Raw genomic sequence first — 24,734 nt, 5'->3', positions numbered from 1 at the left:
ACGTGTCGATTCATGCTCCACGCATCTCGTCCGGCACGCATTCCGGGTTGGGGCGACCGGGGGAACGTTCCGGCGCCTCACTCCCCCGTGGGTGACACTGAATCGACCACACGCAGCAGAGAGGTTGGATCATGACGCACGCGGTTGTCGCAGGTCTTGACGGAATCCGGGACGACCTGGCCGACCTCTACCGGGACCTCCACGAGCACCCGGAGCTGTCGTTGCAGGAGACGCGGTCGGCCGAGGTGCTCGCGGGGCGGCTGCGGGCCGCCGGTGTCGACGAGGTCGTCGAAGGTGTCGGCACGACCGGCGTGGTCGGGGTGGTGCGCAACGGCGAGGGGCCCGTCGTCATGCTCCGCGCCGACTTCGACGCCCTGCCGGTGGAGGAGAAGACCGGGCTGCCCTACGCCAGCGTCGCCCGCGCGGTGGACCGCGAGGGCAAGGACGTGCCGGTGATGCACGCGTGCGGGCACGACATGCACGCGGCCTGTCTGGTCGGGGCGGCGACCCTGCTGACCGGGGCGCGCGAGCAGTGGCGCGGGACGCTGCTGCTGGTGTTCCAGCCCGCGGAGGAGCTGGGGTGCGGAGCCCGCGGCATGGTCGACGACGGGCTGTTCGAGCGTTTCCCCGCCCCGGAGGTCGTGCTGGGCCAGCATGTGGGGCCGCTGCCCGCCGGGTTCATCGGCCACGGCAGCGGTCCGGTGATGGCCGCCTCGGACACCCTTGATGTCACCTTGCACGGTCGGGGCGGTCACGGCTCACGGCCGGAAGCCGCCATCGACCCGGTACTGATGGCCGCTCATGTGGTGACCCGGCTGCAAGGTGTCGTCGCACGCGAGGTGCCGCCGTCGGAGACGGCGGTCGTGACGGTGGGCCGTATGCAGGCGGGCACCAAGGACAACATCATTCCCGACACCGCCGAGCTGGGCATCAACATCCGTTCCACGACGGCCGCCACCCGCGACCTCATCCGCTCGGCGACCGAACGCGTCGTCCGCGCCGAGGCCGCGGCGGGCGGTGCCACGCGCGATCCCGAACTCGCCTGGACCGGAAGCGTTCCCGCGCTTGTCAGCGACCCGGAGGCCACCGCCACCACGCTGGCCGCATTCGCCGGACACTTCGGCGAGCAGCGCATCATTCCCATGCCACCGGTCAACGCCAGTGAGGACGTGGGCGTGTTCGGCGACGCGATCGGGGTGCCGACCGTCTTCTGGTTCTGGGGCGGCCTCGACACCGACACCGTCCTGGCCGCGCTGGGGGCCGGCAAGCTCGACGACCTGCCGGCCAACCACTCCCCGCACTTCGCCCCGGAGATCGAGCCGACGCTGAGCACGGGCGTGGAGGCACTCACGGTCGCGGCGCTGACGTGGCTGGGCACGCCGTGACGTGTACGCCTTAGTGGCATCCCTTGGCGATTCGCCTAGTAGTACCCCTTCGACCCATCGATCAGCTCCCGCACGATGTCCGCGTGCCCGGCGTGCCGGCCGGTCTCCTCGATGAGGTGGATCAGCATCCAGCGCAGGTCGATCTTGCCGTCGCCGTACTTGGGGTGGCGGCCGATGTCGTCGAGGGAGGCCGCGGCCACGATCTCGTTGCTGCGGGCGCACTGGGACTCGTAGTCGATCAGGAGTTGTTCGAGGGGGATGCCGTCGGTGCGCCAGTCGGCGTCCTCGTCGTCCCCCTCGTCGAAGGAGGGGTTCACCGTCTCGTCGCCGCCGAGGAACAGCACTTCCAGCCAGGTGTGTTCGACCCAGCGCATATGGCCGATGAGCCCGGCCATCGTCATCGCCGGGGACGTCGGGACGACGCTGCGGCGCGCGTCCTCGTCGCTCAGTCCTTCGCACTTCCATCGCAGAATCTGGCGCTGGAGGTCCAGCCATCCGATGAGTGCCGTGCGCTCGTCGGCCTGGAACGGTGGGCGTTCAAGTGAAGGGGCCATGCCCAGCGACGCTAGCGTGCCCGTTTCCCCGATGTCCGCAGGTTTTCGGCCGACGCGATCGAACCCGACGTGCGTGTAACACACATCGGCCTTTCGGCGCTGTCACCAAGAGGGGCTCCCCGGCAGTCGGCGGCCGGGGAGCCCCTCTTGGTGTTCCCGCTGGTGTGCCGCCCACTGTCGCAGTCGCTCCGCCGGCCTCGGCAGCACCACGAACGCCTCGGCCTGGAGGCATGCCCAGCTGATGCGGGGCAGGTCGCGGGCGGTCGGGTAGACGACGAAGCGCGGCTGCCACTGCGGCCGGAACTTGGCGTTGAAGCGGTACAGCGACTCGATCTGGAACCAGCGCGACAGGAACACGAGCAGCCGCCGCCACCCCTTGAGGACGGGCCCCGCACCGATGCGCTCGCCGCGCGCCAACGCCGCCCGGAACACCGCGAAGTTGAGCGAGACGCGGGCGATGCCGAGGCCGGGCGCGGCGCGCAGCGCGGCGACGATGAGGAGTTCGTTGAGGCCGGGTTCGGCGGTGCGGTCGCGCCGCATCAGGTCGAGGGAGAGGCCGTCCTCGCCCCAGGGCACGAAGTGCAGCAACGCGCGGACATACTGGTGACCGTCGGCGTCCTTCTGGTGGGCGGTGACGACGACGCAGTCGCTGTCGGCCGGGTCGCCGAACCGGCCAAGGGCCATGGAGAAGCCGCGTTCGGTGGCGCTCCCCCGCCAGGCCGCCGCGGCCTCCCGCAGCTGTTGCTTCTCCTCGTCGGCGAGTTCGCGCACGCGGCGTACCCGGCATGAATAGCCGCTGCGCTCAATGCGGTTGACCATCTGGCGCACATTGCGCATGGCGCGGCCGCCGAGGCTGAACCCGGCGCAGTCGACGATGGCCTCGTCCCCCAGCTCCAGGGCCTTCAGGCCGCCTTCCCGCATCCAGATCTGGGCGCCGAGTTCGCTGCAGCCCATCACGGCGGGCGTCCACGCGTGCCGCGCGCACCGGTCGAGGAACTCCTTGATGGCGCCCGGCCAGGCCTCCGGGTCGCCGAGCGGATCGCCGCCGACGACCGCGACACCACAGACCACGCGGTAGGCGACGGCCGCCTTCCCTGTGGCCGAGAACAGGACGGCCTTGTCGCCGCGCAGCGCGAAGTAGCCGAGCGAGTCCCGCCGCCCCTCCCGGCCCAGCAGGGCGCGCACCCGCGCGTCGCTGTCTCCCGGCGCGAGCCGGACGGGACGCAGCGCCAGATAGACCGTGGTGGAGGCGGTGAGCAGCCCGAGGGCGAGCAGCGACATGTTCACGGCGTCGCCGATCCGGTCGCTGTCGTACGTCAACGGGCCCGCCATGCCCACGAGTCCGTACGCGACCTGTTTGATCCGGTCGACGAACGAGATGCCCTGCCCGGCCTCGTGGTCGGCGCGCACCCCGACGATGAGGAGCCCGAGGCCGACGCTGATGGTGCCGAGCAGCAGCAGGTTCCCGAGGGCGCGGGCCCTGCCGCGCGGATCGCTCAGGGCCCGGAACTCGCCCCGCAGCAGGACGAGTCCGGCGCACAGCAGCGCGGACACGGTGGCCGCGACGAACGCGTGGTGGCGCAGGCCCTGCACGAGCGCGCTCACGGCGAGCAGCGCGACGGCCGCCTCCCAGGCCCGCCGTTTTCCGCGGCGCAGGCCGCGCGCGAGCAGGACGAGGAGGACGCCGGAGACCAGGGCCGCGGCGCGTGCCACGTCCTCGGTGAGGCCGGGAACGTAGGGCGCGAGGCGTTCGATGCGGCTGGCGCGCATGTGCGGGGAGACGGCCGTCGCGATGTCGACGAGCCCGATGAGCAGGCAGGTGTGACCGGCGATGGCGGCGGGGCGTGGCTTCACGGCCGCTGAGCGTAGGCCCGCCGGTCACCAGTGGAGTAAGGGCAGGTGAGGAGAAGGGTAAGAAAACGCGGCGCTGCCAACCCTGCTCCCCGTCCGGGCCTCTTGTCCGGTGGAGGCTGCCGCGGGGCGGCACATGCGCGCCCGCTGTGAGAGGTGGAGGAAACCATGGGCCCGACGAGCCGTGCGCTGGAGTGCACGACGGCGCTGCTGGCACTGGCGGGCGTGGGGCTCACGGTGTGGGCCTGGCCCCGGCTCGCCCGGCGCGGCCCCGCGGCGGTGCTCGGCAGGCTCGGAGCCCTCGTGGTGACTCAACTGGCGCTGCTGACGGCGTGTGCGGTGTCGGTGAACGCGCACTTCGACTTCTACGGCTCCTGGGGCGAGCTGCTCGGCCACCCGCCCACCACGCCCGCGCATGTCGAGGACTCGGGCGGCGGACTCCGTGCGGACGCGTCGCGCGGCGGCCTCGTACAGGCTGCTGGGCCGCAGGGCCTGGACCAGGTACAGGGGCTGCCCTCGGGGCCTCCCGCGAAGGCGGGACAGGTCGAGTCGGTGCGCATCGTCGGGCGGCGCACACATGCCGTCGATCCCGCGTTCGTGTATCTGCCGCCGCAGTACTTCCAGCACCAGTTCCACCGGCAGCGCTTCCCGGTGATCGTGGCGATCAGCGGCTATCCGGGCGGCATCATGAACCTCGCACGGTTCCTCCAAGTACCGCAGACCGCCGCCCGGTTACAGGCGTCGGGGCGCATGCAGCCGACCGTGGTGGTGATGGTGCGGCCCACCATCGCGCCGCCGCGCGACACCGAGTGCGTGGACGTTCCGGGCGGCCCGCAGGCCGAGACGTTCTTCACCAGGGACCTGCCGGAGGCGCTCAAGTCGGCCTACCGGGTGGGGCACGACCCCAGCGCGTGGGGCGCCCTCGGCTACTCCTCCGGCGGCTCCTGCGCACTCCAACTCGCCCTGCGCGACCCGAAGGTGTACCCGGCCGCGGCCGCGCTGTCCGCCGACTACCGGGTGACCGAGGACCTGACCACGGGCAGCCTCTTCGGCACCGGTCCAGCCGCGGCGCGCAGGCAGCGGGGACACGACCTGGTGTGGCGGCTGCGGCATCTGCCGGTGCCGCGGGTGTCGGTCCTGGTGGCGAGCTCCCGGCAGGGCGAGCCGGACTACGGGCCGACAATGAGGTTCCTCAAGGCCGTCCGGCCGCCCATGACATCGGCGCGCATCGTCCTGCCGCGCGGCAGCCACCACTTCACGACCTGGCGGCGGGAGATCGGCCCGGCGATGGAGTGGATGGGCGGGCAGCTGACGTTCCCGCAGGACACCACACCCCGCCCGAAACCGCACGGCTCCGCGCAGGCGGCCACGCGGGGGCACTGACGCGGACACGGATGCGGGGCGGGCGGCGGACCGCCACCGACAAGTCGGACCGCCGCCCGCCCCGCGGGAGCTCGCGCCACCGGCACGCGGGGGAGGGCGGGCACGGTGGCGCGAGCGGCTCGGAGCAGGGCTAGGGCAGGCGGGGCCGCGGGGCGCCTGTGGGGTGGCGTCCGCCGGGTGTGCCGTCGTCGCCGGAGGAGACACCACGTACCGAACGGGTCTTCCTGCGCGCCCAGTTGGCCGCCCGGTCGCTGAAGCGCTGCCAGGCGCGGGCGCGCCGCGAGGCCCGCAGGTCCTCGAAGAGGGTGTCGTAGCGGGCCACGACCGGCTCAGGGTCGTAGCGGTGCGCCGACCGGAGGGCGGCCGCGCTCATCTCCTTGCGGCCCGCCTCGTCCCCGATCAGGTCGAGCATCGCGGTGGCGAGCGCCCGCGCGTTCCCGACGGGCACGAGCCGCCCGTCCACGCCGTCCGTGATGATCTCGGCGGGCCCGAGCGGCGCGTCCGTGCTCACGACCGGGACGCCGCAGCGCATGGCCTCCACCAGCGTCATCCCGAACGACTCCGCGTCCGAGGCGCTCACCACCAGCGAGGCCCGGGCGAACTCGGGCTCTATCGGCGCGACCGCGCCCATCAGGCGGGCCCGGCCGCCGAGCCCGAGGGCCGCGACCAGCTCGCGCAGTCGCTGCTCCTCTCCCCCGGCACCGTAGATCCGCAGCTCCCAGCCCGGCGCCTGCCCCACCACCTCGGCGAACGCCTCCAGCAGCAGGTCGTAGCGCTTGCCCGGCGCGAGCCTGCCCGCCGCCGCGATCACCTTCGACGTGCCGTCCGAGGCGGGCACGGGCACCGCGGGCACGATGTTCGGCACGCACCGCACGACGACACCGGGCAGCGGCATCCGCTCCCGGTACACCCGCGCGTCCGCCTCCGTCATCGTCACCACCGCGTCGAGCGCGCGGTAGTGACGGCGCAGCACGGCCCGCAGCTTCTTGCTGTGCGCGTCGTGGCGCAGGTGTTCCTGCGCGATCCGCAGAGCCCGCTTCGGGCCCCACAGGGACAGGTACACGTTGATGCCCGGCCGGGTGCCGATCACGACGTCCGCGTCGCAGTGCTCCTCCAGGTACTCCCGTGCCCGCTGGTCGTGCAGGAGCGTGTACTGCTTGTGGCGCTTCTCGGCGGCCGGGAAGTCCCGCGCCGGCTCGGCGAACGCGGCCAGACGGGTGTCCTCGCTGTCCGCCCGCGTGTCCACCAGCGGTACGAGGGTGATCCGCGGGTCGACGGCGAAGCGGGGGTTCGCCCGGTGCCGGGACATCGAGACGATCTCCACCTCGTGGCCGCCGTGCTCGACGAGCGCGGCGGCGAGGTTGAGCGTGGTGCGCACCGTTCCGCCTATGGCGTACGCGTTGTGCAGCAGGAACGCGATCTTCATGTGCAGTGCCTTCCTCGGCGGGCGCACGGCGCGGGCCCGTACCGTTGCCGACAGCGTGCGGGCCGGGGGTAAGGGACCCGTCGTCCGCCGGTGAGAGGCGGGTAAGAAGGCCTCCGGTCGGCGGTCGAGCGGTCGATCCGGGCAGGCCACGGGGGCAGACTGGGTCATGTGTCGCAACAAGCCGTTTCACCAGCCGCCCGACCGCCCGAGACGCCCGCGCCCACCGTGCTGCTCGCGGAGGACGACCGGGCGATCCGGCACGCGCTGGAGCGCGCCCTGACGCTGGAGGGCTACACCGTCACGGCGGTCGCCGACGGTGTCGAGGCGCTGGCCGCCGCGCACCGGCACCGGCCCGACATCCTCGTCCTGGACGTGATGATGCCGGGCATCGACGGCCTGCAGGTCTGCCGTGTCCTGCGCGCCGAGGGCGACCGCACCCCGATCCTCATGCTCACGGCCCTGGTGGAGACCCCCGACCGGATCGCGGGCCTCGACGCGGGCGCCGACGACTACGTCGCGAAGCCCTTCGACGTCGAGGAGGTCTTCGCCCGCCTGCGCGCCCTGCTGCGCCGCACCGCGCCGCCCACCGACGAGCCCGACGACCACCGGATCACCGCCGGCGACCTGCGCATCGACCCCGCCGCCCGGCGGGCCTGGCGCGGCACCCGCGAGCTCGAACTGACCCGCACCGAGTTCGACCTCCTCGAACTCCTCGCCCGCAACAGCGGCATCGTCCTCGACCACACCACCATCTACGACCGCATCTGGGGCTACGACTTCGGCCCCGGCTCCAAGAACCTCGCGGTGTACGTGGGCTATCTGCGCCGCAAGGTCGACGAGCCCGAGGGCCCGCCGCTCATCCACACCGTCCGGGGCGTCGGTTACGTCCTGCGGGACACGTGAGATGCGGGATCACCGAGGTGCCGGGGAGCGAGCCGTGCCCGACGGCAGGCGCCCCAAGCGGTGGCGGGCCCGCAGCCTGCGCACGACGCTCGCCATAGCGTTCGCGCTCGTCGCGGCCGGGGTCACCGCGCTGGTGGGCGTCCTGTCCTACGACTCGGCCGCCCGGCTCGTCCGCGTCGACCAGGAGGCCGTGTTCGACGAGGTCGTGCACGATCTCCGCTCCCAGGTGCGCCAACAGATGCTGGCGCCCGACGACTTCACCTCCGCCGACCCGGACCACGACGGCCCGCGCGACGACCTGACCCGTCCGGTCGGCACCGACGTCCAGGTCCTCGGCCCCGGCGGTGCGATGGTCGACAAGGGCAATCCTCCGCTCCCGGTCGACGCCGACGCCCGCCGCATCGCCGACGCGGACACCGCGGGCACCGTCGACGAGGACCACGACGTACCGGTCGGCGGCGACGAGTACCGGATGGCCACGGTCGCCCTCGGCGACGGGCGCGGCGCGGTCCAGGTCGCGCAGGAGTTCAGCGACACCGAGGACCTGCTGCGGGAGCTGCAGAAGCGCACGCTGCTGTTCGCGGCCGCGGTCGTCCTCGCGGCGGGCCTGTTCGGCTGGTGGCTGGCGCGCCGCATCACCTCGCGCCTGGTCCGGCTCGCCGAGACCGCCGAACGCGTGGCGTCGACCGGGCGGCTCGATGTCGCGGTGCCGGTCACCGGCCGCGACGAGGTGGGCAGCCTGGGCCGCTCCTTCGACCGGATGCTGGGCCGGCTCGCCCGGTCCAAGGACGACCAGCGCCGCCTGGCCCAGGACGCGGGCCACGAACTGCGCACGCCGCTCACCTCACTGCGCACGAACATCTCCCTCCTGCGCCGGATCGACGAGCTGCCACCCGCGTCCCGGGCCGAGCTGGTGGCCGACCTCAGCGACGAGTCCCGCGAACTGACCGATCTGGTCAACGAGTTGGTGAACCTCGCGGCGGGCCACCAGGACGACGAGACGCCCGTCGACGTGACGCTCGCCGAGATCGCGGAGGACGTCGCCGTCCTGGCCCGCCGCCGCACCAGCCGCACAATCACGGTCAGCTCGGACCCGGACACGACGATCACGGGCCTGCCCACGCAGTTGCAGCGCGCCCTGACCAACCTGGTCGAGAACGCCGCCAAGTTCGACGCCGAAGGCACCGCCCCGATCGAGATCACCGTCACCCGCATCCCGGGCTCCGGGGTCCGCCTCGAGGTCCTCGACCGGGGCCCCGGCCTCGACGAGGTCGACACCGAGCGCATCTTCGACCGCTTCTACCGGGCACCGGCCGCCCGCAGCAGACCCGGCTCGGGGCTCGGCCTCTCCATCGTCCGCGAGGTGGCGGCGGCCCACGGCGGCGTCCCGTTCGCGACACGCCGGGACGGCGGCGGCGCGGTCATCGGCTTCACGGCCCGCGAGGCGGCGCCGGACTGAGCCGGCGCGTGTCTCACAGGCTCTGGCGCTCTTTCTGCCTCAGTACGTCCGCCGAACTCTCGGACACCGGCGCCCAGTTGGGCTCCTGCGGCCGGGTGTGCTCGGTGCCGGACGTGATGGCCCAGCGGGCGATCACGAACGAGAGGGGCGTGGCGAGGACTCCCGCGATCAGCGCCGTGATGTCCTTGCCCATCCCCAGGGAGTGCACGCCGAGGAAGAGGAGCGCGCCGCTGAACACCATGTTCACGAGGCTCGACAGCGGGAAGCGGAAGAAGCCCCGCCAGGTCGGCCGTGTGCGGCAGGTGATGTAGCTGTTCAGCAGGAACGAGCCGACGACGCTGACCGAGAACCCGATGACATGCGCGATCAGATACGGGATCCACCGGTTGAGCGACACGTACACGGACATGTACACCGCCGTGTTCACGATGCCGATCAGCCCGAAGACGACGAACTGCCGGAAGGTGCGCAGCCCGCTCTTTCCGTGAACCGGGTCCTGGGGCCGCACGATCGCGTCCACGGTGAACGCGGGCTCCCTTCCGGGCGCGGGCACGGAAGCACCCCGCTGTGCGCTCGCCTCGGTCTCGCGCACCACATATGGCGGCCGGCGTTTGGTCTCCCCGTAGATCCGGCCGACGTATTCACCGATGACACCGAGCGTGGCGAGCTGGATTCCGCCCAGGGCCGCAATGGCGATCAGCAGCGTGGCGAATCCGGGAACGTCCACTCCGTGGATGACGACATTGGCGGCGATCCACAGCGCATACGCGAATGCCGCGAACGCGAGACCGAGGCCCGCGTAGATGACCAGGCGCAGCGGGCGGCTGTTGAAGGAGATCAGCCCGTCAATACCGTAGTTGAGGAGGTGCCTGCCGCCCCATTTCGAACGGCCCGCCGCCCGATTGACATTGTGATAGGTGAAACTGACGGTGTCGAAGCCGATCCAGGAGAAGATTCCCTTCGAGAACCGGTTGGCCTCCGGCAGTGCGAGCACCGCGTCGACGGCGCGGCGCGACAGCAGCCGGAAGTCCCCCTCTCCGTCGACGACGTCGACGTCCATGCAGCGACCCATGGCCTGGTAGTACGCCGAGCTGACGGTCCTGCGCAGCAGCCCTTCGCCGGAGCGGTCCCGGCGGGCGACGACCTGGTCGTAGCCGTGCCGGCGCAGTTCCAGCATCCGGTGCAGCAGTCCCGGCGGGTGCTGCAGGTCGGCGTCCATGAGGGCCACGGCCGCGCCGCGCGACATCCGCAGCCCCGCGAGCATGGCCGCTTCCTTGCCGAAGTTGCGACTGAAGGACGTGTAGCGGACCCGCTCGTCCGCGGCGGCCAGATCGCGCAACTGGGCCCGGGTGGTGTCGCGGCTGCCGTCGTCGACGTAACAGATCTCGAAGGAGCGCCCCGTGTCCTCCAGGACTTCCATCAACGCACAGTGAAATGTGTTGATCACTTCTTCCTCGTTGAAGCACGGCACAACAACTGAGATCTGACACGCTTCCATTCGTTACCCCAGCAGGTGTGAGTCCTGGATTTCCGACTACGGCCACCACCATGACGCATCAGGTCAAGACGACGGTAAGAAGGCTGGGCCGAACGCGCCGGAAGCCACCCTCGCCGCGTTATCTTTCGATCAGGCTGACCAGCGGAACCGAACGTCGGCACACTGCAAACCGTATTTTCGTGTCGCGGGGAATTCCTTCCCGGCGGCACCGATCGAGAAGGGGGCGGCCTGTGGTGCACGCACCGGAGAAGGCTGTTCGAGACCAGCGCACCGGTGTCGCTCCGGAACCGCGGAGGACATGGTGGCGGACGGCCGCACCCCTGGGGCTGCTCTCACTCCTGCCGCTCGCCGTGCTCGGCTACGCCGCGTGGAACGCCCGCCTCGTGCGTCCGGGCGGCGACGACTGGTGCTTCCTGCCGGTGGTCCATGACGGCGGACTGTCCGCGATGGTGGGGAAGTTCTACCTCCACGACAACGGACGGATCGTCAACGCCGTTGCGGTGTGGGCGTATGCGCGGTTCGGGGAGGCGGGCCAGCAGTGGTTCGCGCCGGTGTCCGGTGTGCTCGTCCTCGCGCTGCTGTGGGCGTTCGCCGTCGCGGTGCTGAACGCCGCGCGGCTGCGGGTGCCCCGGGGTGTGCCGCTGCTGGTGGCGTCGATGGTGTCGGCTCTGTTCCTCTTCGGGTCGCCGAACACCTACAAGACGTTCTACTGGCCGGCCGCCTCCGTCTCGCACACGCTGCCCCCGGTGTTCGCCTGCGCGGCGGCCGTCCCCGTGCTGTGGGCGGCGTCGCGGCGGGGCAGGCTCCTCGCGCTGGGCACCGTCGTCCTCGCGGGGGTGTCGCTGGGGCTGCTCTCGGAGGAGACGACCGTCGTCGCGGCGACCGTCCTGGCGTTCGCGCTGCTGATCAGCGGCCGGGCCTTCCCGGCGGCGCGGCGGCGGTTCCTGCGGCTGTGCTGCACAGCGGGCATCGCGAGTCTCGTGCTCGGCACGCTGATCCTGTACACATCCCCCGGCGCCACACGCCGGCGCGAGCGCAAGAACGCGTCGACGATGTTCACCCCCGACTCGCTGCTCGGCGCCCTGCACGGATTCGTGGAGATCGCCGCCACGGTGCTCACCACGTGGTGGTACCTGGGGGCCGTCGTGGCGGGTGTGATCCTGGGCGTGGTGTGTCCCGGTCCTCGGGGCCGTGCCTCCCTCGCGCAGCGGTACGTTCCGGTGCTCCTGGCGGGTGTCGGCGCGCTGCTCGTCTCGGGCTACGTGTGCACGGTCATCACATACCCCGTCTTCAAGCACCATGTGGTGTCGTCCACCCGGCTGTGGAACGACTACCTGCTGCTGTACCTGCTGCTCCTCGTCTTCGTCGGCGCGCTCGCCGGGAACGCCGCACGGGTTCGTGTGCGGCGCCCGGCACCGGTCCTGGCCGCCGGCGGGGTGCTGTACGCCCTGGTGTGCGTCGCCCTGACGGCTTCGCTCACGGGCCTGGGATCCACGATGCAGGCGCACGCCCGTGACTGGGACCGCCAGGACCGCTGGATGAGCGCGCAGGCGGCGGCCGGCGCGCAGACGCTGCCGTACAAGCGGCTCCCGCAGAGCAAGATGACCGAGCCGTTCCGCCACGGCGGCAAGGCGAAGTGGCCCGCTTCGTGCATCGCCACCTACTACGGCGTCGAGCACATCAAGCAGGCCCACAAACTGCCGTGACTCAGCCCGCCCGGCCCGCCTGGGACAGGAGGCGCCGGGCGCGGTCGAGGACCGGCTTGTCGACCATCTGGCCGTCGACCGTCGTGACCGCGTCGCCCGCGGCGAGCACGGAGCGCGCCCAGGCCAGTTCGGACTCGCTGGGCGCGAAGCCCGCTGCCACGGCCGCGAGTTGGGTCGGGTGGATGCACAGCTTGCCCGCGAAACCGAGGCGGCGCCCGTGTGTGACATCGGCGTCGAGGGCCTCCGCGTCCCGTACGGCGGTGGTGACACCGTCGAGCGGAAAGCACAGGCCCGCGGCCGCCGAGGCGAGCACCACCTGGGAGCGGGCGTGGGTCAGCGCGAGGTGGTCGTCGTGCGCGACCCCGAGGTCGGCCGCGAGGTCCACGTTGCCGAAGGCGAGGCGCACCACGCCCGGCACACCGGCCACTTCGTGGGCGCGCAGCACCCCGCGCGCCGTCTCGATCAGGGCGATGAGCGGGCAGCGCCCGGCCGTTCGCGACGCGAGTTCCGAAAGGGCCTCCGGGCCCTCGGACTTGGGGACCATGACCGGGCAGCCGTGTTCCGCCGCCACCGCCAGGTCGGCCTCGGCCCAGGGGGTGCCGGGGGCGTTGATCCGCACGACCGGCCGATGCCCCGCGGCCAGCCAGGCAGCGACGTGCGTCCGTGCCTCGTCCTTGCCGGCCGGGGCGACGGCGTCCTCCAGGTCGATGATGACGAGGTCGGCGCCGGATGCGTGGGCCTTGGCATAGCGGTCGGGACGGTCGCCGGGCACGAAGAGGAGGCTGCGCGCGGCGGCGATCCGCTCGGGAGCGTCGGGAGCGTCGGATGCGTCGGTCATGCGAACGTCACCTCCGCGGAGGCGTGCCGCGCCTCACGGTGGGTGGCGACACCGAGCCGGGCGCCCCGCCCCTCGTCCGCCGGTGTCCCGGTGGCCAGCAGGTGTTCCCCGGCGAAGGCGGGCCGGTGCAGCCGGTAGGACAGCGAACCCACCTGCCGTTCGGGCGAGTTGCGGCGTACGAGGTCGAGCATCAGCAGGGCGAGCAGCGGGCCGTGGACCACCAGTGCGGGGTAGCCCTCGACGTCGCGGCAGTACGGGGCGTCGTAGTGGATGCGGTGGGCATTGGCGGTCAGCGCGCTGACCCGGAAAAGCAGTCGCTCGTCGGCCTGGGCCCGCAGCTGCCAGGTGGCCTCGGCGTGCGGGAGGGCCGCGGTGTCGACCGTGGCGGGGTGGGCCGCCGCCGCGCTGCGTCCCGAGCGGTAGACGATGTCCTGTTCCTCGACGAGGCAGGTGCGGCCCGCCTGGCGGAACTCGCGGCGTTCGGTGACGAAGAGGAGTTCGCCGCTGCGGCCGCTCTTGGGGGTGACGGAGGCGAGGCTGCAGACCCGTTCGGCGGGTTCACCGAGGCGCAGCGGCTCCTCGACGTGCACGCGGCCGCCGGCGAACATGCGCTGCCGGTCGGGGATCGGGGGCAGGAAGCGGGCGTCGGCAAGGTGTCCGTCGGGGCCGAGTTCGCTCTGGGCGGGCCACTCCAGGAAGTACAGCCACTGCCACAGCGGGGGCAGCGGGTCGCCCGCCTGCGCGGCCGGTTCGGGCAGGTCGAGGACGGCGGAGAGGGCGGCGGCGGGGCCCGGCGGCAGGGCGTCCTCGTCGGTGGTCGCGGAGGGCGCCCAGGACTCCACGTAGGAGGCGAGGGACGGGGTGGAGGCGGCGGATGCCATGGGGGTGCTTGCCTTCCGTCGGGGGGCGGGTGTCACGCGGGGGTCGTGGCGTCGGGCCTGGCGGGGACGGCCACGGCGCCCGGTTCGGTCTCCAGCTGGGAGTCGCGGGAGGGCTCGCGCACGAGGAGGGTGGCCAGCAGCGTGAGGCCGACGCAACCGGTCACGTACCAGAAGAACACGGTCTCGTGCCCGTTCTGCTTGAGGGCGAGGGCGACCGGTTCGGTCAGTCCGCCGAAGGTGGCGGTGACGAGGGCGTGCGGGAGGCCGACGCCCAGGGCGCGCACCTTCGTGGGGAACATCTCGGCCTTGACGATGGCGGCGAGGGCCGAGTACCCGGTGACGAACGCGAGGGCGAGGGTCATCAGGAGGAAGGCCACCCACGGGTTGCTGGTGTGTCCCAGGAAGGTCATCACCGGGACCGTGAGCACCATGCAGCCGATGGAGAAGCCGAACATGACGGGGCGGCGGCCCACCCGGTCGGACAGCGCGCCGACCAGCGGCTGCAGCAGCATGTACACGAAGAGGGCGGCGAACCCGATGACCGTGACGGTCGACTTGGGGATGCCCGCGGTGTTCACGAGGTACTTCTGCAGGTAGGTCGTGTACGTGTAGAAGGCGACGGTGCCGCCGATGGCGAGGCCGAACACGGCGAGGAGCTGGCGCGGGTACTCCTTGAACAGGGCGACGAGCCCCTTGCGTTCGCCCTCGGTGGCGCGGGCCCGCTCCTTCTGGAAGTGCTCGGACTCCTCCATGGTGCGCCGCAGGTACATGACGGTGAGACCGGCCACGGCCCCGACGACGAACGGGATGCGCCAGCCCCAGCTCGCGAGCTGGGCCTCGGTGAGCACGTTCTGCAGGACGATCGCGACGAGCAGCGCGGAGAGCTGGCCGAGCACGATGGACACGTACTGGAAGCTGGAGTAGAAGCCGCGCCGTCCGGGCGGTGCCACCTCGGAGAGGTAGGAGGCGCTGGAGCCGAACTCGCCGCCCACCGACAGGCCCTGGGCCAGGCGCGCCACGACCAGGAGGGCGGGCGCCCACAGGCCGATGACGTCATGCCCAGGCGACAGGGCGATGACGAGCGATCCGGCGCTCATCAGGAGGACGGAGAGGGTCAGCGCCTGCCTGCGGCCGAACCGGTCGGCGTAGGCGCCGAGCAGCCAGCCGCCGAGCGGGCGCATCAGGAAGCCGACCGCGAACACCACGGCGGTGGACAGGAGTTGGGCGGTCTGGCTGCCCTCCGGGAAGAACACCGGGGCGAAGTAGACGCTGAAGGTGGCGTAGGCGAACCAGTCGTACCACTCGATGAGGTTGCCCAGGCAGCCGCGCACGACGTTCGCGGTGACGCGGGAGGGTGGGCTGGTGGCGGGTGTCTTGCTCATCCGTGGCATCCGTGGCGTCTCCGTACTCAGTGCTCGGGCGGCGTGGGTCGGGCGGCTCAAAACGCCACTCATCATGAGCGCTGATGTGGGATGCGGAACAATAGAAATCCGTGATGCGTCCATGCGTCGCGGGCATGGCGGCCGCAGGCCCGTCCCCCGCGGCTCGCCCTACAGCGGCGCCCCCTTGAGGAACCGGACGACCGCCGTCCCTGCCTCGGCCCGGCACTCCTCGAAGTAGGCGTGGCGCGCGCCGGGGAACGTCAGCGTCATGGCGTCGGGGATGCGGGAGGCGAGCAGCGGCAGATTGTCGGGCGGGGTGAGCCGGTCCTGGTCGCCGTGGAGGATGAGCGTGGGCGCCATGATGTACGGCAGCGCGTCCCAGGCGTCGTGCCCGCTGCTGGCGCGCAGGTGGCCGCGGCGGGCGTGCGGCGGCATGTCGGGGTCGCCGAGGGTGCCGTACGGGCCGGGGTGGGCGGCGCGCCAGGCCGGGGTGTACATCAGGTCGGTCAGCGCCTCCTGGGCGGCGCCCGGTTCGGTGCGGGCCAGGGCGTGACGCACCTCCGCGTCGCGCTCCACGGCGTACCGGCCGCCGGGTGAGGTGCAGCCGAGGACGAGCCGGCGGATCCGCTCGGGGTGGCGCGCGGCGACCCACTGGGCGACCCGCCCGCCCATGGAAGTGCCGTACAGGTCGGCTCGTTCGATGCCCAGCGCGTCGAGCACGGCGATCACGTCGTCCGCGAACTGCCAGGTCGAATAGCCCTCCTGGGCCTCAGGCTTCCCACTGTCGCCGGTGCCCCGGTAGTCGACGGTGATGGTGCGGCGGGCCGTGTGGAAGTCGTCGCGCACCGTGTCCCACCAGTGGTGGTTGTTGGCCTGCCCGGCGAGCAGGACGAGGGGGTGTCCGGTGCCGCGGGTCTGGTAGGCGAGGGTGGTGCCGTCGGGGGCCGTGGTGGTGCCTTTTTCGGTGTACACGTTCTCGATCATCCCTTGGATCTTCTTCTCACTCATCCGTTCCGCCCTCTTCCTCCGCCTCGGGGAGCCGCGCCGAGGGCCATCTGCCGCTCGCCACCGCGGCGTTCACCTGGCGCACAAGTGCCTGTGCGACGACGTTCACCGCGGGCGGGGTGCGGCCAGTGCGGGGGGCACCCAGGACAATGGAGCGCCAGGCGGCGGGCTCGCACAGGGGCGCGGCGCTGAGCGAGCCCGCGGCGACGTCCTCGGCGAGTCCCACGCCGGGCAGGACGGTCCAGCCGTGTCCCGCTCGTGCGAGCTGCTTCTGCACGGGCATCGAGTTGGTCTGCGCCGCCACCTCGATGCGGGCGCCTGCGCGGGCCGCCGCCGACTCGATGAGCGCGCGCAGCGCGTGCCCGGACGTCGGCATCACCAGGGGGCGCGCCGCCGCCTCGGCGAACGGGACGGGCCTGTCGGCGCGCAGCCCGGCCTCCGGCGGCGCCGCCACCCACAGCCGCTCGCGCACCAAGGGGCGCACGTTCAAGGAGGGCGCGCTGCCGAGGTTGTAGAGCAGCGACAGATCGAGGTCGCCGTCGTCGAGCCACTGCTGCAGATGGCCCGAGTAGGCGGTCATCACCCGCAGCTGTACGCCCGGGTGGGCCTCGCGCATGGCCGTCACCAGGGGCTCCGCGAGCAGTTCGAGGGTGCTCTCCAGCAGGCCGACGGTTACGATGCCGGACACCTCACCGGGCGTGGGCCGCACCTCCGCGCGGGCCCGCTCCAGCTCGTGCAGCGCCCGCCGGGCCCGCTCGACCACGGCCGCCCCGGCCTCGGTGGGCCGCATGCCCTGCCGGGTCCGCTCGAAGAGCGGGACGCCCAGCTCCTCCTCCAGGGTGCGGATCTGGCGAGTGACGGCGGGCTGCACCAGGTGCAGGACCGTCGCGGCCCGCGTCACACTGCCCACCTCGGCCACCGTCACCAGCGCCTTGAGCTGTTTGATGTCCATCGCGCCCCGCCCCTCGCCCCGCCATCCGCGCCGCGCATGGCGGCATCACGATTTGCTATTTCACGGGCATTGCCATGAAGACCCATGATGTTAGTCGTCACGGGGAGGCCGCCCGCAGGCCGCCCCGCGCACCCACACGACCACCCCCTGCTCCTGGAGGTCACCGCATGACCGGGACGACCGACCGTGCCGCCGCGCCGCCGAAGCACCCGCTGTCCGGGATCACCGTCGTCAGCCTCGAACAGGCGGTGGCCGCGCCGTACGCCACCCGCCAGCTGGCCGACCTCGGCGCCCGCGTCATCAAGGTGGAGCGGCCGGACGGCGGAGACTTCGCCCGGCGCTACGACACCACCGTGCACGGCGAGTCGAGCTATTTCGTCTGGCTGAACCGCGGCAAGGAGTCGTTGACCCTGGATGTGAAGTCACCGGCCGGCCGCGAGCTCCTCGACGAACTCCTCGCGGACGCCGATGTGTTCGTGCAGAACCTCGGGCCGGGCGCCGCCGCCCGCCTGGGCCTGGACGCCGCGACACTGTCCGCGAAGCATCCGCGCCTGATCCCGTGCACCGTCTCCGGCTACGGCACCGACGGGCCGTGGGCGGACCGCAAGGCGTACGACATGCTGGTGCAGTGCCAGACCGGCCTGGTCTCGCTCACCGGCACGGCCGAGGAGTCCGCGCGGGCGGGTGTGTCGATCGCCGACATCGCCGCCGGGATGTATGCCTACAGCGGCATCCTCACCGCCCTGTTCACCCGCGCCACCACCGGCGTCGCGCACGCCGTGGAAGTCTCGCTGTTCGAGGCGCTGGCCGAGTGGATGGGCCAGCCCGCCAACTACACCCGCTACGGCGGGACCCAGCCGCCGCGCATCGGCACCCAGCACGCCACCATCGCCCCGTACGGCGCCTACACCGCCCGCGACGGCAAGCAGATCCTGATCTCCGTGCAGAACGAACGCGAGTGGCGCGCGCTGTGCGAACAGTTCCTCGAACGGCCCGAGTTGGCCTCGGACCCGCGCTTCGCCACCGGCTCCGCCCGCGTCGCCCACCGCGACGAGCTGAACGTCGTCATCGCCGAGCACTTCCTGGCCTGCGACGGAGCCGACGCCGCCAAGGCCCTCGACGCGGCGGGCATCGCGAACGCGGGCGTCAACGACGTCGCCGAGTTCCTCGACCACCCGGTGCTCGCGGGCCGCGGGCGCTGGCACGAGGTCGGCACGCCCGGCGGCCCCGTCCAGGCGCTGCGACCCCCGGCCGACCTGGCCGGAATCGAGCCCCGGATGGACCCGGTGCCCGCCCTCGGCGAGCACACCGAACGACTCCTGGAGGAGCGCGGACGCACCGCCGAACAGATCGCGGACCTGCGTGCGGCGGGCGCGATCTGATACTCCCCACCCCGCGCACCCCTCCCCCGGACACCACGACAAGACAGCAAGCAGAGGAGAAGACCCCCGTGAGCACCCTGGACGCCCTGGACAGCGACGAGCGGTTCGTCGTCGAGACCGTGCACGACTTCGTCGACAAGCACGTCAAGCCGGTCGCACAGGAGTTGGAGCACTCCAACACCTACCCGGAAGCCCTCATCGAACAGATGAAGGAGATGGGCATCTACGGGCTCGCCGTCCCGGAGGAGTTCGGCGGCACCCCGGTCTCGATGCCCGCGTACGTCCTGATCACCGAGGAACTCGCGCGCGGCTGGATGAGCCTCGCGGGCGCCATGGGCGGCCACACCGTCGTCGCCAAGCTGCTCACCCTCTACGGGACCGAGGAGCAGAAGGCGGCGTATCTGCCCCGGATGGCGACCGGCGAGCTGCGCGCGACGATGGCCCTGACCGAGCCGGGCGGCGGCAGCGACCTGCAGGCGATGCGCACCTCGGCCCGCCGCCAGGACGACGGCACGTATGTCGTCAACGGCTCCAAGACGTGGATCACCAACTCACGGCGCTCCGGGCTCATCGCACTGCTGTGCAAGACCGATCCGGACGCGACGCCCACCCACCGGGGCATCTCGATCCTGCTCGTCGAGCACGGCCCCGGCCTCACCGTCTCCCGCGATCTGCCCAAGCTGGGCTACAAGGGGGTCGAGAGCTGCGAGCTGTCCTTCGACGGGTACGTCGCCGCCGCCGGCAATGTCCTCGGCGGGGCGGAGGGCAAGGGGTTCGGGCAGATGATGAAGGGCCTGGAGACCGGCCGTCTGCAGGTCGCCTCGCGCGCCCTCGGCGTCGGCCGGGCCGCCCTGGAGGACTCACTGGCGTACGCGCAGGAGCGGGAGTCGTTCGGCAAGCCGATCTGGCAGCACCAGGCGATCGGCCACTACCTGGCCGACATGGCGACCAAGCTCACCGCGGCCCGCCAGCTGACCCTGCACGCGGCCCGGGAGTACGACGCGGGCCGGCGGGTCGACATGGAGGCGGGGATGGCGAAGCTGTACGCGTCCGAGACGGCGATGGAGATCGCGCTCAACGCCGTGCGCATCCACGGCGGTTACGGCTACTCCACCGAGTACGACGTGGAACGCTACTTCCGCGACGCGCCACTGATGATCGTCGGTGAGGGCACGAACGAGATCCAGCGGAACGTGATCGCGGCTCAGCTCGTCAAGCGAGGGGGCCTGGACTCGTGAGGGGAGCCCAGGTGTAGCGGACGCGCACGCCGTGGTCCCGCAGCCAGCTGGTCTCTCTGTGCCGCAGTTCGTGCGCGGACTCCGGGGCGATCGCGCAGGGCCAGCGGACGAGGACCGCGGTGACGTCGCCGGTCTGCACGAGCTGCCGCACCCGCCGCCAGCCCGTGCGCCGGGCGGGGTCGGGCTCGCCATAGGTGTCGGTGACGACCTCGGCGATCGTCAGCCCGCGCTCCTGGGCGAACGCGCGGCCTTCGGTCTGCGCGCACTGCGTGGCCGGCCCGGTCGCGTCCGGGGCCCGGTCGGCGCATACGTACAGCACGGCCGGTGAAGCGGACTCGCAGTGGGGGGTCATGGGCGCCTCCTGATAGTTGGATCGAGGAGAATGGATTCCTCGCCGCGCGAAGGGTGAAGAGCGGTGCCGGTCGATCTCCGTGGGCTCAGGAGAAGGCCGTCAACTCGGCCCAGACGACCTTTCCTTCGGCCCGCGTCGAGCGCGCGGAGCCCCAGCGGTCGGCGAGCTGCTGGACGAGGAAGAGGCCGCGCCCGCCCTCCTCGCCCGGCCCCGCACGGTGCTCGGGCGGCCGCACCGGAGTGAGCCCCTCGTCGTGGAGCTCGATGCGCAGGCTGCGCTCGTCGTCGGTCAGCGTGAGGCCGCACAGGACCTGATCGCTCTCCGTGTGCAGCAGTGCGTTCGTGGTCAGCTCGGACACCAGCAGCACCGCGTCGCAACAGGTGTCGCCCGGCACTTCCCAGGATCGGAGCCGCTCGCGCACGGTGTCGCGGGCGGATCTCGCGCTCGTGCGCAGCGCGGGCAGTCCGAACCAGAACTCCCGGCCGGGCGCGGTGGTGGCTAAGGCGGAGGACGCAGCCGGGGCCAGGGGCGTGGGGAGAGTCACGAATGTCGCCTTCCAGTGCCTTCCGCGGGGCGGGCGCGGAGTGGGGGTGCGGGCTACTGCTCGAGCCGTGAGAGGCACGGGCCAAGTCGGGCATCACGGACCCCCAGGGGGCCTGATGCCGCGTCAGAGCCGTGACGTGACCGCTCACAGTGCAACTATGCGCGTGATCGTGCTCACGCTGCAACCGACTCCCTGATAATTTCAGCAAGCGGGGTATCACCCTGGCGTCATCATCAAGTCACTGCAAGAATGCTCTTGTTGATGAATCCTCAGGAGGTTGGGCGTGAGTGAGGCCCGTTCTGCTACCAGCGCGCCGACAGTGCTGCGCATGATCCTCGGCCGTCGGCTGCAGGACATGCGTCTGGCTGCCGGTGCCTCGCTGGAGGACGCGGCGAAGGCACTGCGCGTGAAGACCCTGACGATCCGGCGGCTGGAAAAGGCCGAAGTGGCGCTGAAGCCTCTCTATGTGGAGAAGCTCCTGGAGACCTTCGGCGCGGGCCGGCAGGAGATAGACGAGTTCGTCGACCTCGCCGAGCAGGCCAACGAGCCGGGCTGGTGGCACTCCTACCGGGACGCCGTCCCCAGCTGGTTCACCGCCTACGTCAGCCTGGAGACCGACGCCAAGACCCTGCGTACCTACGAACCCCAGTACGTCACGGGCCTCTTGCAGACCCCCGACTACGCGCGCGCGGTCCTGCGCGGCGGGCTGCCGAACGGCAGCGAGGAGGACCTCGAGCGCCGCGTGGCGCTGCGGCTGCGCCGCCAGGGCCTCCTGGAGAAGGAGGACGCCCCCACCCTGTGGGTGGTCATGGAGGAGGCGGTCCTGCACAAGGAGGTGGGCAGCCCCGACGTGATGCGGGAGCAGATCGAGCGCCTCCTGGACGTGTCCGAGCTACCGCACATCAGCCTGGACATCGTGCCGTTCTCCGCGGGCGCGCATGTCGGGGCGTGCGCCCCGTTCACGTACTTCCGGTTCGAAGAACCCGAGCTGCCCGACATCGTCTACAGCGAACTCCTGTCCGCATCCGTCTATTTGGACCAGCGCGCGGACGTGGTCGCCCATCTTGAGGCGCATTCGCGTATGGCGCTGCTGACGTCCTCGGATGACAGCAGGGCGCTCTTGAACCGTATGCGCAAGGAGTACTCAACATGACGGTCGTCGAAGTCGAAGAGGGCGTCTACAACGGGATGCCGGCCCGCAACCTCGGGGAGCAGGGCTGGGAGCGCCCCTGGAGCGGGCCCAACGGCGGGCAGTGCGTCGAGACGAAGCTGCTGGCCGACGGCCGCGTGGCCGTACGGCAGTCGACCGACCCGGCCGGTCCCGCGCTGATCTACACACCGGAGGAGATCGCCGCGTTCGTGCGTGGCGTGAAGCAGGGCATGGCCGATCACTTGGCCGCCGGATGAGCCGGCGGCCTGCGGGAGGGGCGCCGACACCGCTAGCGTTCCCGGCCTGTGGACCGACAGTCACACCGATGAAGGGGAGCACATGACCACCAGGCAGTCCGGCCGGGACCTCGACACGAGCAAGGCCCACTCGGCCCGGATGTACGACTACTTCCTCGGTGGCAAGGACCACTTCGAGGTCGACAAGGAGGCGGCCATGGTCGCCGCCAAGGCCCACCCCGGCCTGCCTGTCACCGCCCGCGAGAACCGCGCGTTCATGCACCGTGCCACCCGCGTGCTCGCCCAGGAGCACGGCATCCGCCAGTGGCTCGACATCGGCACCGGCATCCCCACCGAGCCGAACCTGCACCAGGTCGCCCAGTCCCTCGTGCCCGAGGCCCGCGTGGTGTACGCGGACAACGACCCGCTGGTCCTCAAGTACGCCGAGCGCCTCATGCGCAGCACGACCCAGGGGCGCACGGCCTACATCGAGGCCACGGTCACCGACCCGGAGTCGCTGCTCGACGCCGTGCAGGACGCCGAGGTCCTGGACTTCACCAAGCCCATCGCGCTCTCCCTCAACGCGCTGATGCACTTCGTCACCGACCCGCACGACCCGTACGCGATCGTGCGCCGCCTGCTCGAGCCGCTCCCGCCGGGCAGCGCCCTCGCCATGAACCACTGCACACCGGACTTCGACCCGGAGACGTGGAACGGGGTGGCGGAGGCGTACACCAACTCCGGGACGCCGGTGCAGTTCCGCTCGCACAGCGACGTGCGCCGCTTCTTCGACGGACTCGACCTGATCGAGCCCGGCATCATCTGCTGCCACCGCTGGCGCCGCGACAACCCCGAGGACGGGACGGAGATCGCGGACGCCGAGATCAGCCTCCTCGCGGGCGTCGGCATCAAGCACTGAGCGGCGCCGACACCCTCAGCCCCGCCGGTTCCTGAGGTACCGGCGGGCCAGCACCGCACCTCCCGCCACGACCACGACAGCCCCCGCGGCCCACCCGATGGTCGCCGCCGGAGAGGTCCGCTCGCGACCGCTGATGTCGGTCGCCAGCTCCGCGCTGTCGTTGTCATGGGTGCGGTCGTACTTGCCGACGACGCGGACCGTGCCGCGCGCACCTGGCACCTTGTCGTCGATGCGGACCCGCACGGTCACCGAGGTGCTCGCGCCCTCGCGGCCGTCGATCTGCTCGAACGCCTCGCTGCCCAGGCCGCACCGCCACGCGCGGGAGCCCTTCGCCGGGCGCTTGCACGCGTTGTCCATCGGGTCGCCGTCCACCGTGTAGGGCGTGCCGGTGATCGTGGTGCCCTCCGGCGGGACGATCTCGAAGCGGTCCGGGTTGATGCCGGGCAGCTTGCCGCCGTTGACGTTGCGCGCGCCGATGCGCACCGTCACGGTCTGTCCGACCTTGCCGCGGACGGGCCCCTCGACGACGGGGGCGTAGTCGACCTGCGCGGTGCCGCGCACGATCAGTGAGCCCCAGGTGTCGCGGCTCTCCTTGAAGTCACCGGTGGGAACGCGTTCGAGTGTCAGCTCAGGACCGCTTCCCCGGTGCGGGTAGGCGGCCTTGTCCCGTGCCCCGTACAGGGGTTGATGGCGGACGCTCTCCGCGGGCATGTCCGCGTCCAGGTGCCCGATCATCGGCCGGCCGATCCGCCAGGCGGTGTGCGGGGGAAGTGGTGTGCCGAACTCGCACCAGGCGAGTTCGGTCCCCGCCATCCCCTCGTCCGAGGCGTCGTCCTCGGTGTCGGGATACCAGCAGTTGCGGTACTTGTCCTCCACCGTCAGATGCCGGCCGTAGGAGGACATCCGCAGCGCGAACCTCTCGACCGGCCAGTCACTCTCGTTGGCGAGGCCCGGCCGCAGCTCGACCGGCTCGTCCGCCTCGACCAGGCCGGGTACCCGCTCCGCCCCGGACGGTGTCAGGTCGGGCGGCTGGATCTCCATCCGCAGGTCCGCGCGCACGTCCGCGGCGTTGTCGGCGCGTGCGGTGAGGTGCACGGTCCCGCCGTCGCCGGGGGTCACGCCCTCCTTGCCACGCAGGTGGAACGGGGTGAAGTGGGTGGCGTAGCGCAGCGAGCGCGGGTCGAAGCGGCAGCGGAACACGGCGTCGTCCCCGGTGCACCGGTGCCCGGGAGTCATGGTCCCGACGCCCTTCAACTCCCCGGCGTCCACGGTGATCTCGACGTTGCGGGCCACGCCCCCGTGCGGCTGCACCAGCAGCCTGGGGGCATCGACGCGCGCCCCGGCGCCCTCGTCGGGGTCGTAGAGTCCGGACGCCTCGGGGACATCGAGCGTGAGCCTGACCTCTCCCCGCGCGAGGGCCGGGGCCGCCGCCCCGCTCACGGCCAGCAGCGCCCCTGTCACCAGCGCCGCCGCCCGCACCCCGAAGTGCCGGCCCTGTCCGCGCACTCGCCGCATTGCCACTCCCCCGTACTCGCCCGTCACGGCCCCGTTGGCGGACGGGGCCACGAAGGCACCCTACGAGACACCTTCCGTGACACCGCGCCGGGTTCTGCCGGCCCGCACGGGGAGGACGGCGAGGACGGCCTGGGCCAAATGGCGCGACCTCCGCCACACAATTAGCGTATTCCTC

General features: G+C 71.7%; 22 protein-coding genes. 10 read left to right on the top strand and 12 right to left on the bottom strand.

Translation table 11 applies throughout. The features are described 5' to 3' along the window. Positions 1-131 precede the first annotated feature (131 nt). On the top strand, positions 132-1,385 hold the full coding sequence (locus tag ACZ7L4_RS03160) for an amidohydrolase (RefSeq protein ID WP_472099221.1): 1,254 nt from the start codon (positions 132-134) through the stop codon (positions 1,383-1,385). A 35-nt stretch (positions 1,386-1,420) separates the two neighbouring features. Here the strand turns inward: ACZ7L4_RS03160 and ACZ7L4_RS03155 are convergent, their stop codons facing one another. Both ACZ7L4_RS03155 and ACZ7L4_RS03150 read right to left on the bottom strand, forming a co-directional pair. Beyond that, positions 1,421-1,939: a DinB family protein gene (locus ACZ7L4_RS03155; protein ID WP_472099220.1), complete on the bottom strand. Its 519-nt coding sequence runs from the start codon at positions 1,937-1,939 to the stop codon at positions 1,421-1,423. A gap of 102 nt (positions 1,940-2,041) precedes the next feature. Beyond that, positions 2,042-3,793 carry a phosphatidylglycerol lysyltransferase domain-containing protein gene (locus ACZ7L4_RS03150; RefSeq protein WP_472099218.1) on the bottom strand — a complete coding sequence of 584 codons (1,752 nt, stop codon included), beginning with the start codon at positions 3,791-3,793 and terminating at the stop codon, positions 2,042-2,044. A 165-nt stretch (positions 3,794-3,958) separates the two neighbouring features. Here ACZ7L4_RS03150 and ACZ7L4_RS03145 point away from each other — a divergent pair, with 165 nt between their 5' ends. Next, positions 3,959-5,173 (top strand): alpha/beta hydrolase, encoded by a 1,215-nt coding sequence (locus ACZ7L4_RS03145; protein WP_472099217.1) that lies wholly within the window; start codon positions 3,959-3,961, stop codon positions 5,171-5,173. A 130-nt stretch (positions 5,174-5,303) separates the two neighbouring features. On the opposite strand, the gene ACZ7L4_RS03140 is transcribed toward ACZ7L4_RS03145, so the two are convergent. Next, a complete protein-coding gene (locus ACZ7L4_RS03140) occupies positions 5,304-6,599 on the bottom strand; it encodes a glycosyltransferase family 4 protein (RefSeq protein WP_472099215.1) in 1,296 nt (431 codons plus the stop codon). Positions 6,600-6,824: 225 nt separating this feature from the next. On the opposite strand from ACZ7L4_RS03140, the gene ACZ7L4_RS03135 reads away from it, so the two are divergent. Together ACZ7L4_RS03135 and ACZ7L4_RS03130 are read left to right on the top strand one after the other, a co-directional pair. Further along, on the top strand, positions 6,825-7,502 hold the full coding sequence (locus ACZ7L4_RS03135) for a response regulator transcription factor (RefSeq protein ID WP_472100372.1): 678 nt from the start codon (positions 6,825-6,827) through the stop codon (positions 7,500-7,502). A 1-nt stretch (position 7,503) separates the two neighbouring features. Next, positions 7,504-8,961, top strand: a complete 1,458-nt coding sequence (locus tag ACZ7L4_RS03130; protein ID WP_472099213.1) for a sensor histidine kinase — start codon at positions 7,504-7,506, stop codon at positions 8,959-8,961. 13 nt (positions 8,962-8,974) lie between these two features. Here ACZ7L4_RS03130 and ACZ7L4_RS03125 read toward each other — a convergent pair whose 3' ends face one another. Further along, positions 8,975-10,459 (bottom strand): glycosyltransferase, encoded by a 1,485-nt coding sequence (locus ACZ7L4_RS03125; RefSeq protein ID WP_472099212.1) that lies wholly within the window; start codon positions 10,457-10,459, stop codon positions 8,975-8,977. A gap of 230 nt (positions 10,460-10,689) precedes the next feature. Between ACZ7L4_RS03125 and ACZ7L4_RS03120 the strand changes: the two genes are divergently transcribed. After that, positions 10,690-12,165 carry a DUF6056 family protein gene (locus ACZ7L4_RS03120; protein ID WP_472099211.1) on the top strand — a complete coding sequence of 492 codons (1,476 nt, stop codon included), beginning with the start codon at positions 10,690-10,692 and terminating at the stop codon, positions 12,163-12,165. Between the two features lies 1 nt (position 12,166). Here ACZ7L4_RS03120 and ACZ7L4_RS03115 read toward each other — a convergent pair whose 3' ends face one another. The 5 genes from ACZ7L4_RS03115 to ACZ7L4_RS03095 form a co-directional block, all read right to left on the bottom strand. Then, positions 12,167-13,003 (bottom strand): HpcH/HpaI aldolase/citrate lyase family protein, encoded by an 837-nt coding sequence (locus ACZ7L4_RS03115; RefSeq protein ID WP_472099210.1) that lies wholly within the window; start codon positions 13,001-13,003, stop codon positions 12,167-12,169. Further along, positions 13,000-13,884: an HTD2 family dehydratase gene (locus ACZ7L4_RS03110; protein ID WP_472099209.1), complete on the bottom strand. Its 885-nt coding sequence runs from the start codon at positions 13,882-13,884 to the stop codon at positions 13,000-13,002. Before ACZ7L4_RS03110 ends, ACZ7L4_RS03115 begins: the two co-directional genes overlap by 4 nt. A gap of 32 nt (positions 13,885-13,916) precedes the next feature. Further along, entirely contained in the window at positions 13,917-15,266 is a 1,350-nt protein-coding gene (locus tag ACZ7L4_RS03105; RefSeq protein WP_472099208.1) for an MFS transporter, read from the bottom strand. A gap of 168 nt (positions 15,267-15,434) precedes the next feature. Continuing rightward, positions 15,435-16,274, bottom strand: coding sequence for an alpha/beta fold hydrolase (locus ACZ7L4_RS03100; RefSeq protein WP_472099206.1), 840 nt, complete (start codon positions 16,272-16,274; stop codon positions 15,435-15,437). Further along, positions 16,267-17,223 (bottom strand): LysR family transcriptional regulator, encoded by a 957-nt coding sequence (locus ACZ7L4_RS03095; RefSeq protein WP_472099205.1) that lies wholly within the window; start codon positions 17,221-17,223, stop codon positions 16,267-16,269. The genes ACZ7L4_RS03100 and ACZ7L4_RS03095 overlap by 8 nt, the downstream gene beginning before the upstream one ends. 167 nt (positions 17,224-17,390) lie before the next feature. Here ACZ7L4_RS03095 and ACZ7L4_RS03090 point away from each other — a divergent pair, with 167 nt between their 5' ends. Together ACZ7L4_RS03090 and ACZ7L4_RS03085 are read left to right on the top strand one after the other, a co-directional pair. Further along, a complete protein-coding gene (locus tag ACZ7L4_RS03090; protein ID WP_472099204.1) occupies positions 17,391-18,605 on the top strand; it encodes a CaiB/BaiF CoA transferase family protein in 1,215 nt (404 codons plus the stop codon). Positions 18,606-18,673: 68 nt separating this feature from the next. Further along, positions 18,674-19,843, top strand: a complete 1,170-nt coding sequence (locus ACZ7L4_RS03085; RefSeq protein WP_472099203.1) for an acyl-CoA dehydrogenase family protein — start codon at positions 18,674-18,676, stop codon at positions 19,841-19,843. On the opposite strand, the gene ACZ7L4_RS03080 is transcribed toward ACZ7L4_RS03085, so the two are convergent. Then, complete coding sequence (locus tag ACZ7L4_RS03080) at positions 19,818-20,195, bottom strand: recombinase family protein (RefSeq protein ID WP_472099201.1); 378 nt, start codon at positions 20,193-20,195, stop codon at positions 19,818-19,820. The genes ACZ7L4_RS03085 and ACZ7L4_RS03080 overlap by 26 nt on opposite strands. Positions 20,196-20,280: 85 nt before the next feature. Next, positions 20,281-20,649 (bottom strand): ATP-binding protein, encoded by a 369-nt coding sequence (locus tag ACZ7L4_RS03075; protein WP_472100370.1) that lies wholly within the window; start codon positions 20,647-20,649, stop codon positions 20,281-20,283. Positions 20,650-21,022: 373 nt separating this feature from the next. Here ACZ7L4_RS03075 and ACZ7L4_RS03070 point away from each other — a divergent pair, with 373 nt between their 5' ends. From ACZ7L4_RS03070 to ACZ7L4_RS03060, 3 genes are all read left to right on the top strand, one after another. Then, on the top strand, positions 21,023-21,892 hold the full coding sequence (locus ACZ7L4_RS03070; RefSeq protein WP_450810138.1) for a helix-turn-helix domain-containing protein: 870 nt from the start codon (positions 21,023-21,025) through the stop codon (positions 21,890-21,892). Then, positions 21,889-22,146, top strand: coding sequence for a DUF397 domain-containing protein (locus ACZ7L4_RS03065; protein WP_385755314.1), 258 nt, complete (start codon positions 21,889-21,891; stop codon positions 22,144-22,146). The genes ACZ7L4_RS03070 and ACZ7L4_RS03065 overlap by 4 nt, the downstream gene beginning before the upstream one ends. A gap of 82 nt (positions 22,147-22,228) precedes the next feature. Beyond that, the gene (locus ACZ7L4_RS03060; RefSeq protein WP_422429014.1) at positions 22,229-23,044 is read left to right on the top strand and encodes an SAM-dependent methyltransferase; all 816 of its coding nucleotides are present in this window, start codon (positions 22,229-22,231) and stop codon (positions 23,042-23,044) included. 15 nt (positions 23,045-23,059) lie between these two features. Here the strand turns inward: ACZ7L4_RS03060 and ACZ7L4_RS03055 are convergent, their stop codons facing one another. Then, positions 23,060-24,559 carry a hypothetical protein gene (locus ACZ7L4_RS03055; protein WP_472099198.1) on the bottom strand — a complete coding sequence of 500 codons (1,500 nt, stop codon included), beginning with the start codon at positions 24,557-24,559 and terminating at the stop codon, positions 23,060-23,062. Positions 24,560-24,734 lie beyond the last annotated feature (175 nt).

The sequence above is a fragment of the Streptomyces sp. NPDC107575 genome (assembly GCF_055657265.1).
This window is presented reverse-complemented; position numbering and strand designations above follow the sequence as displayed.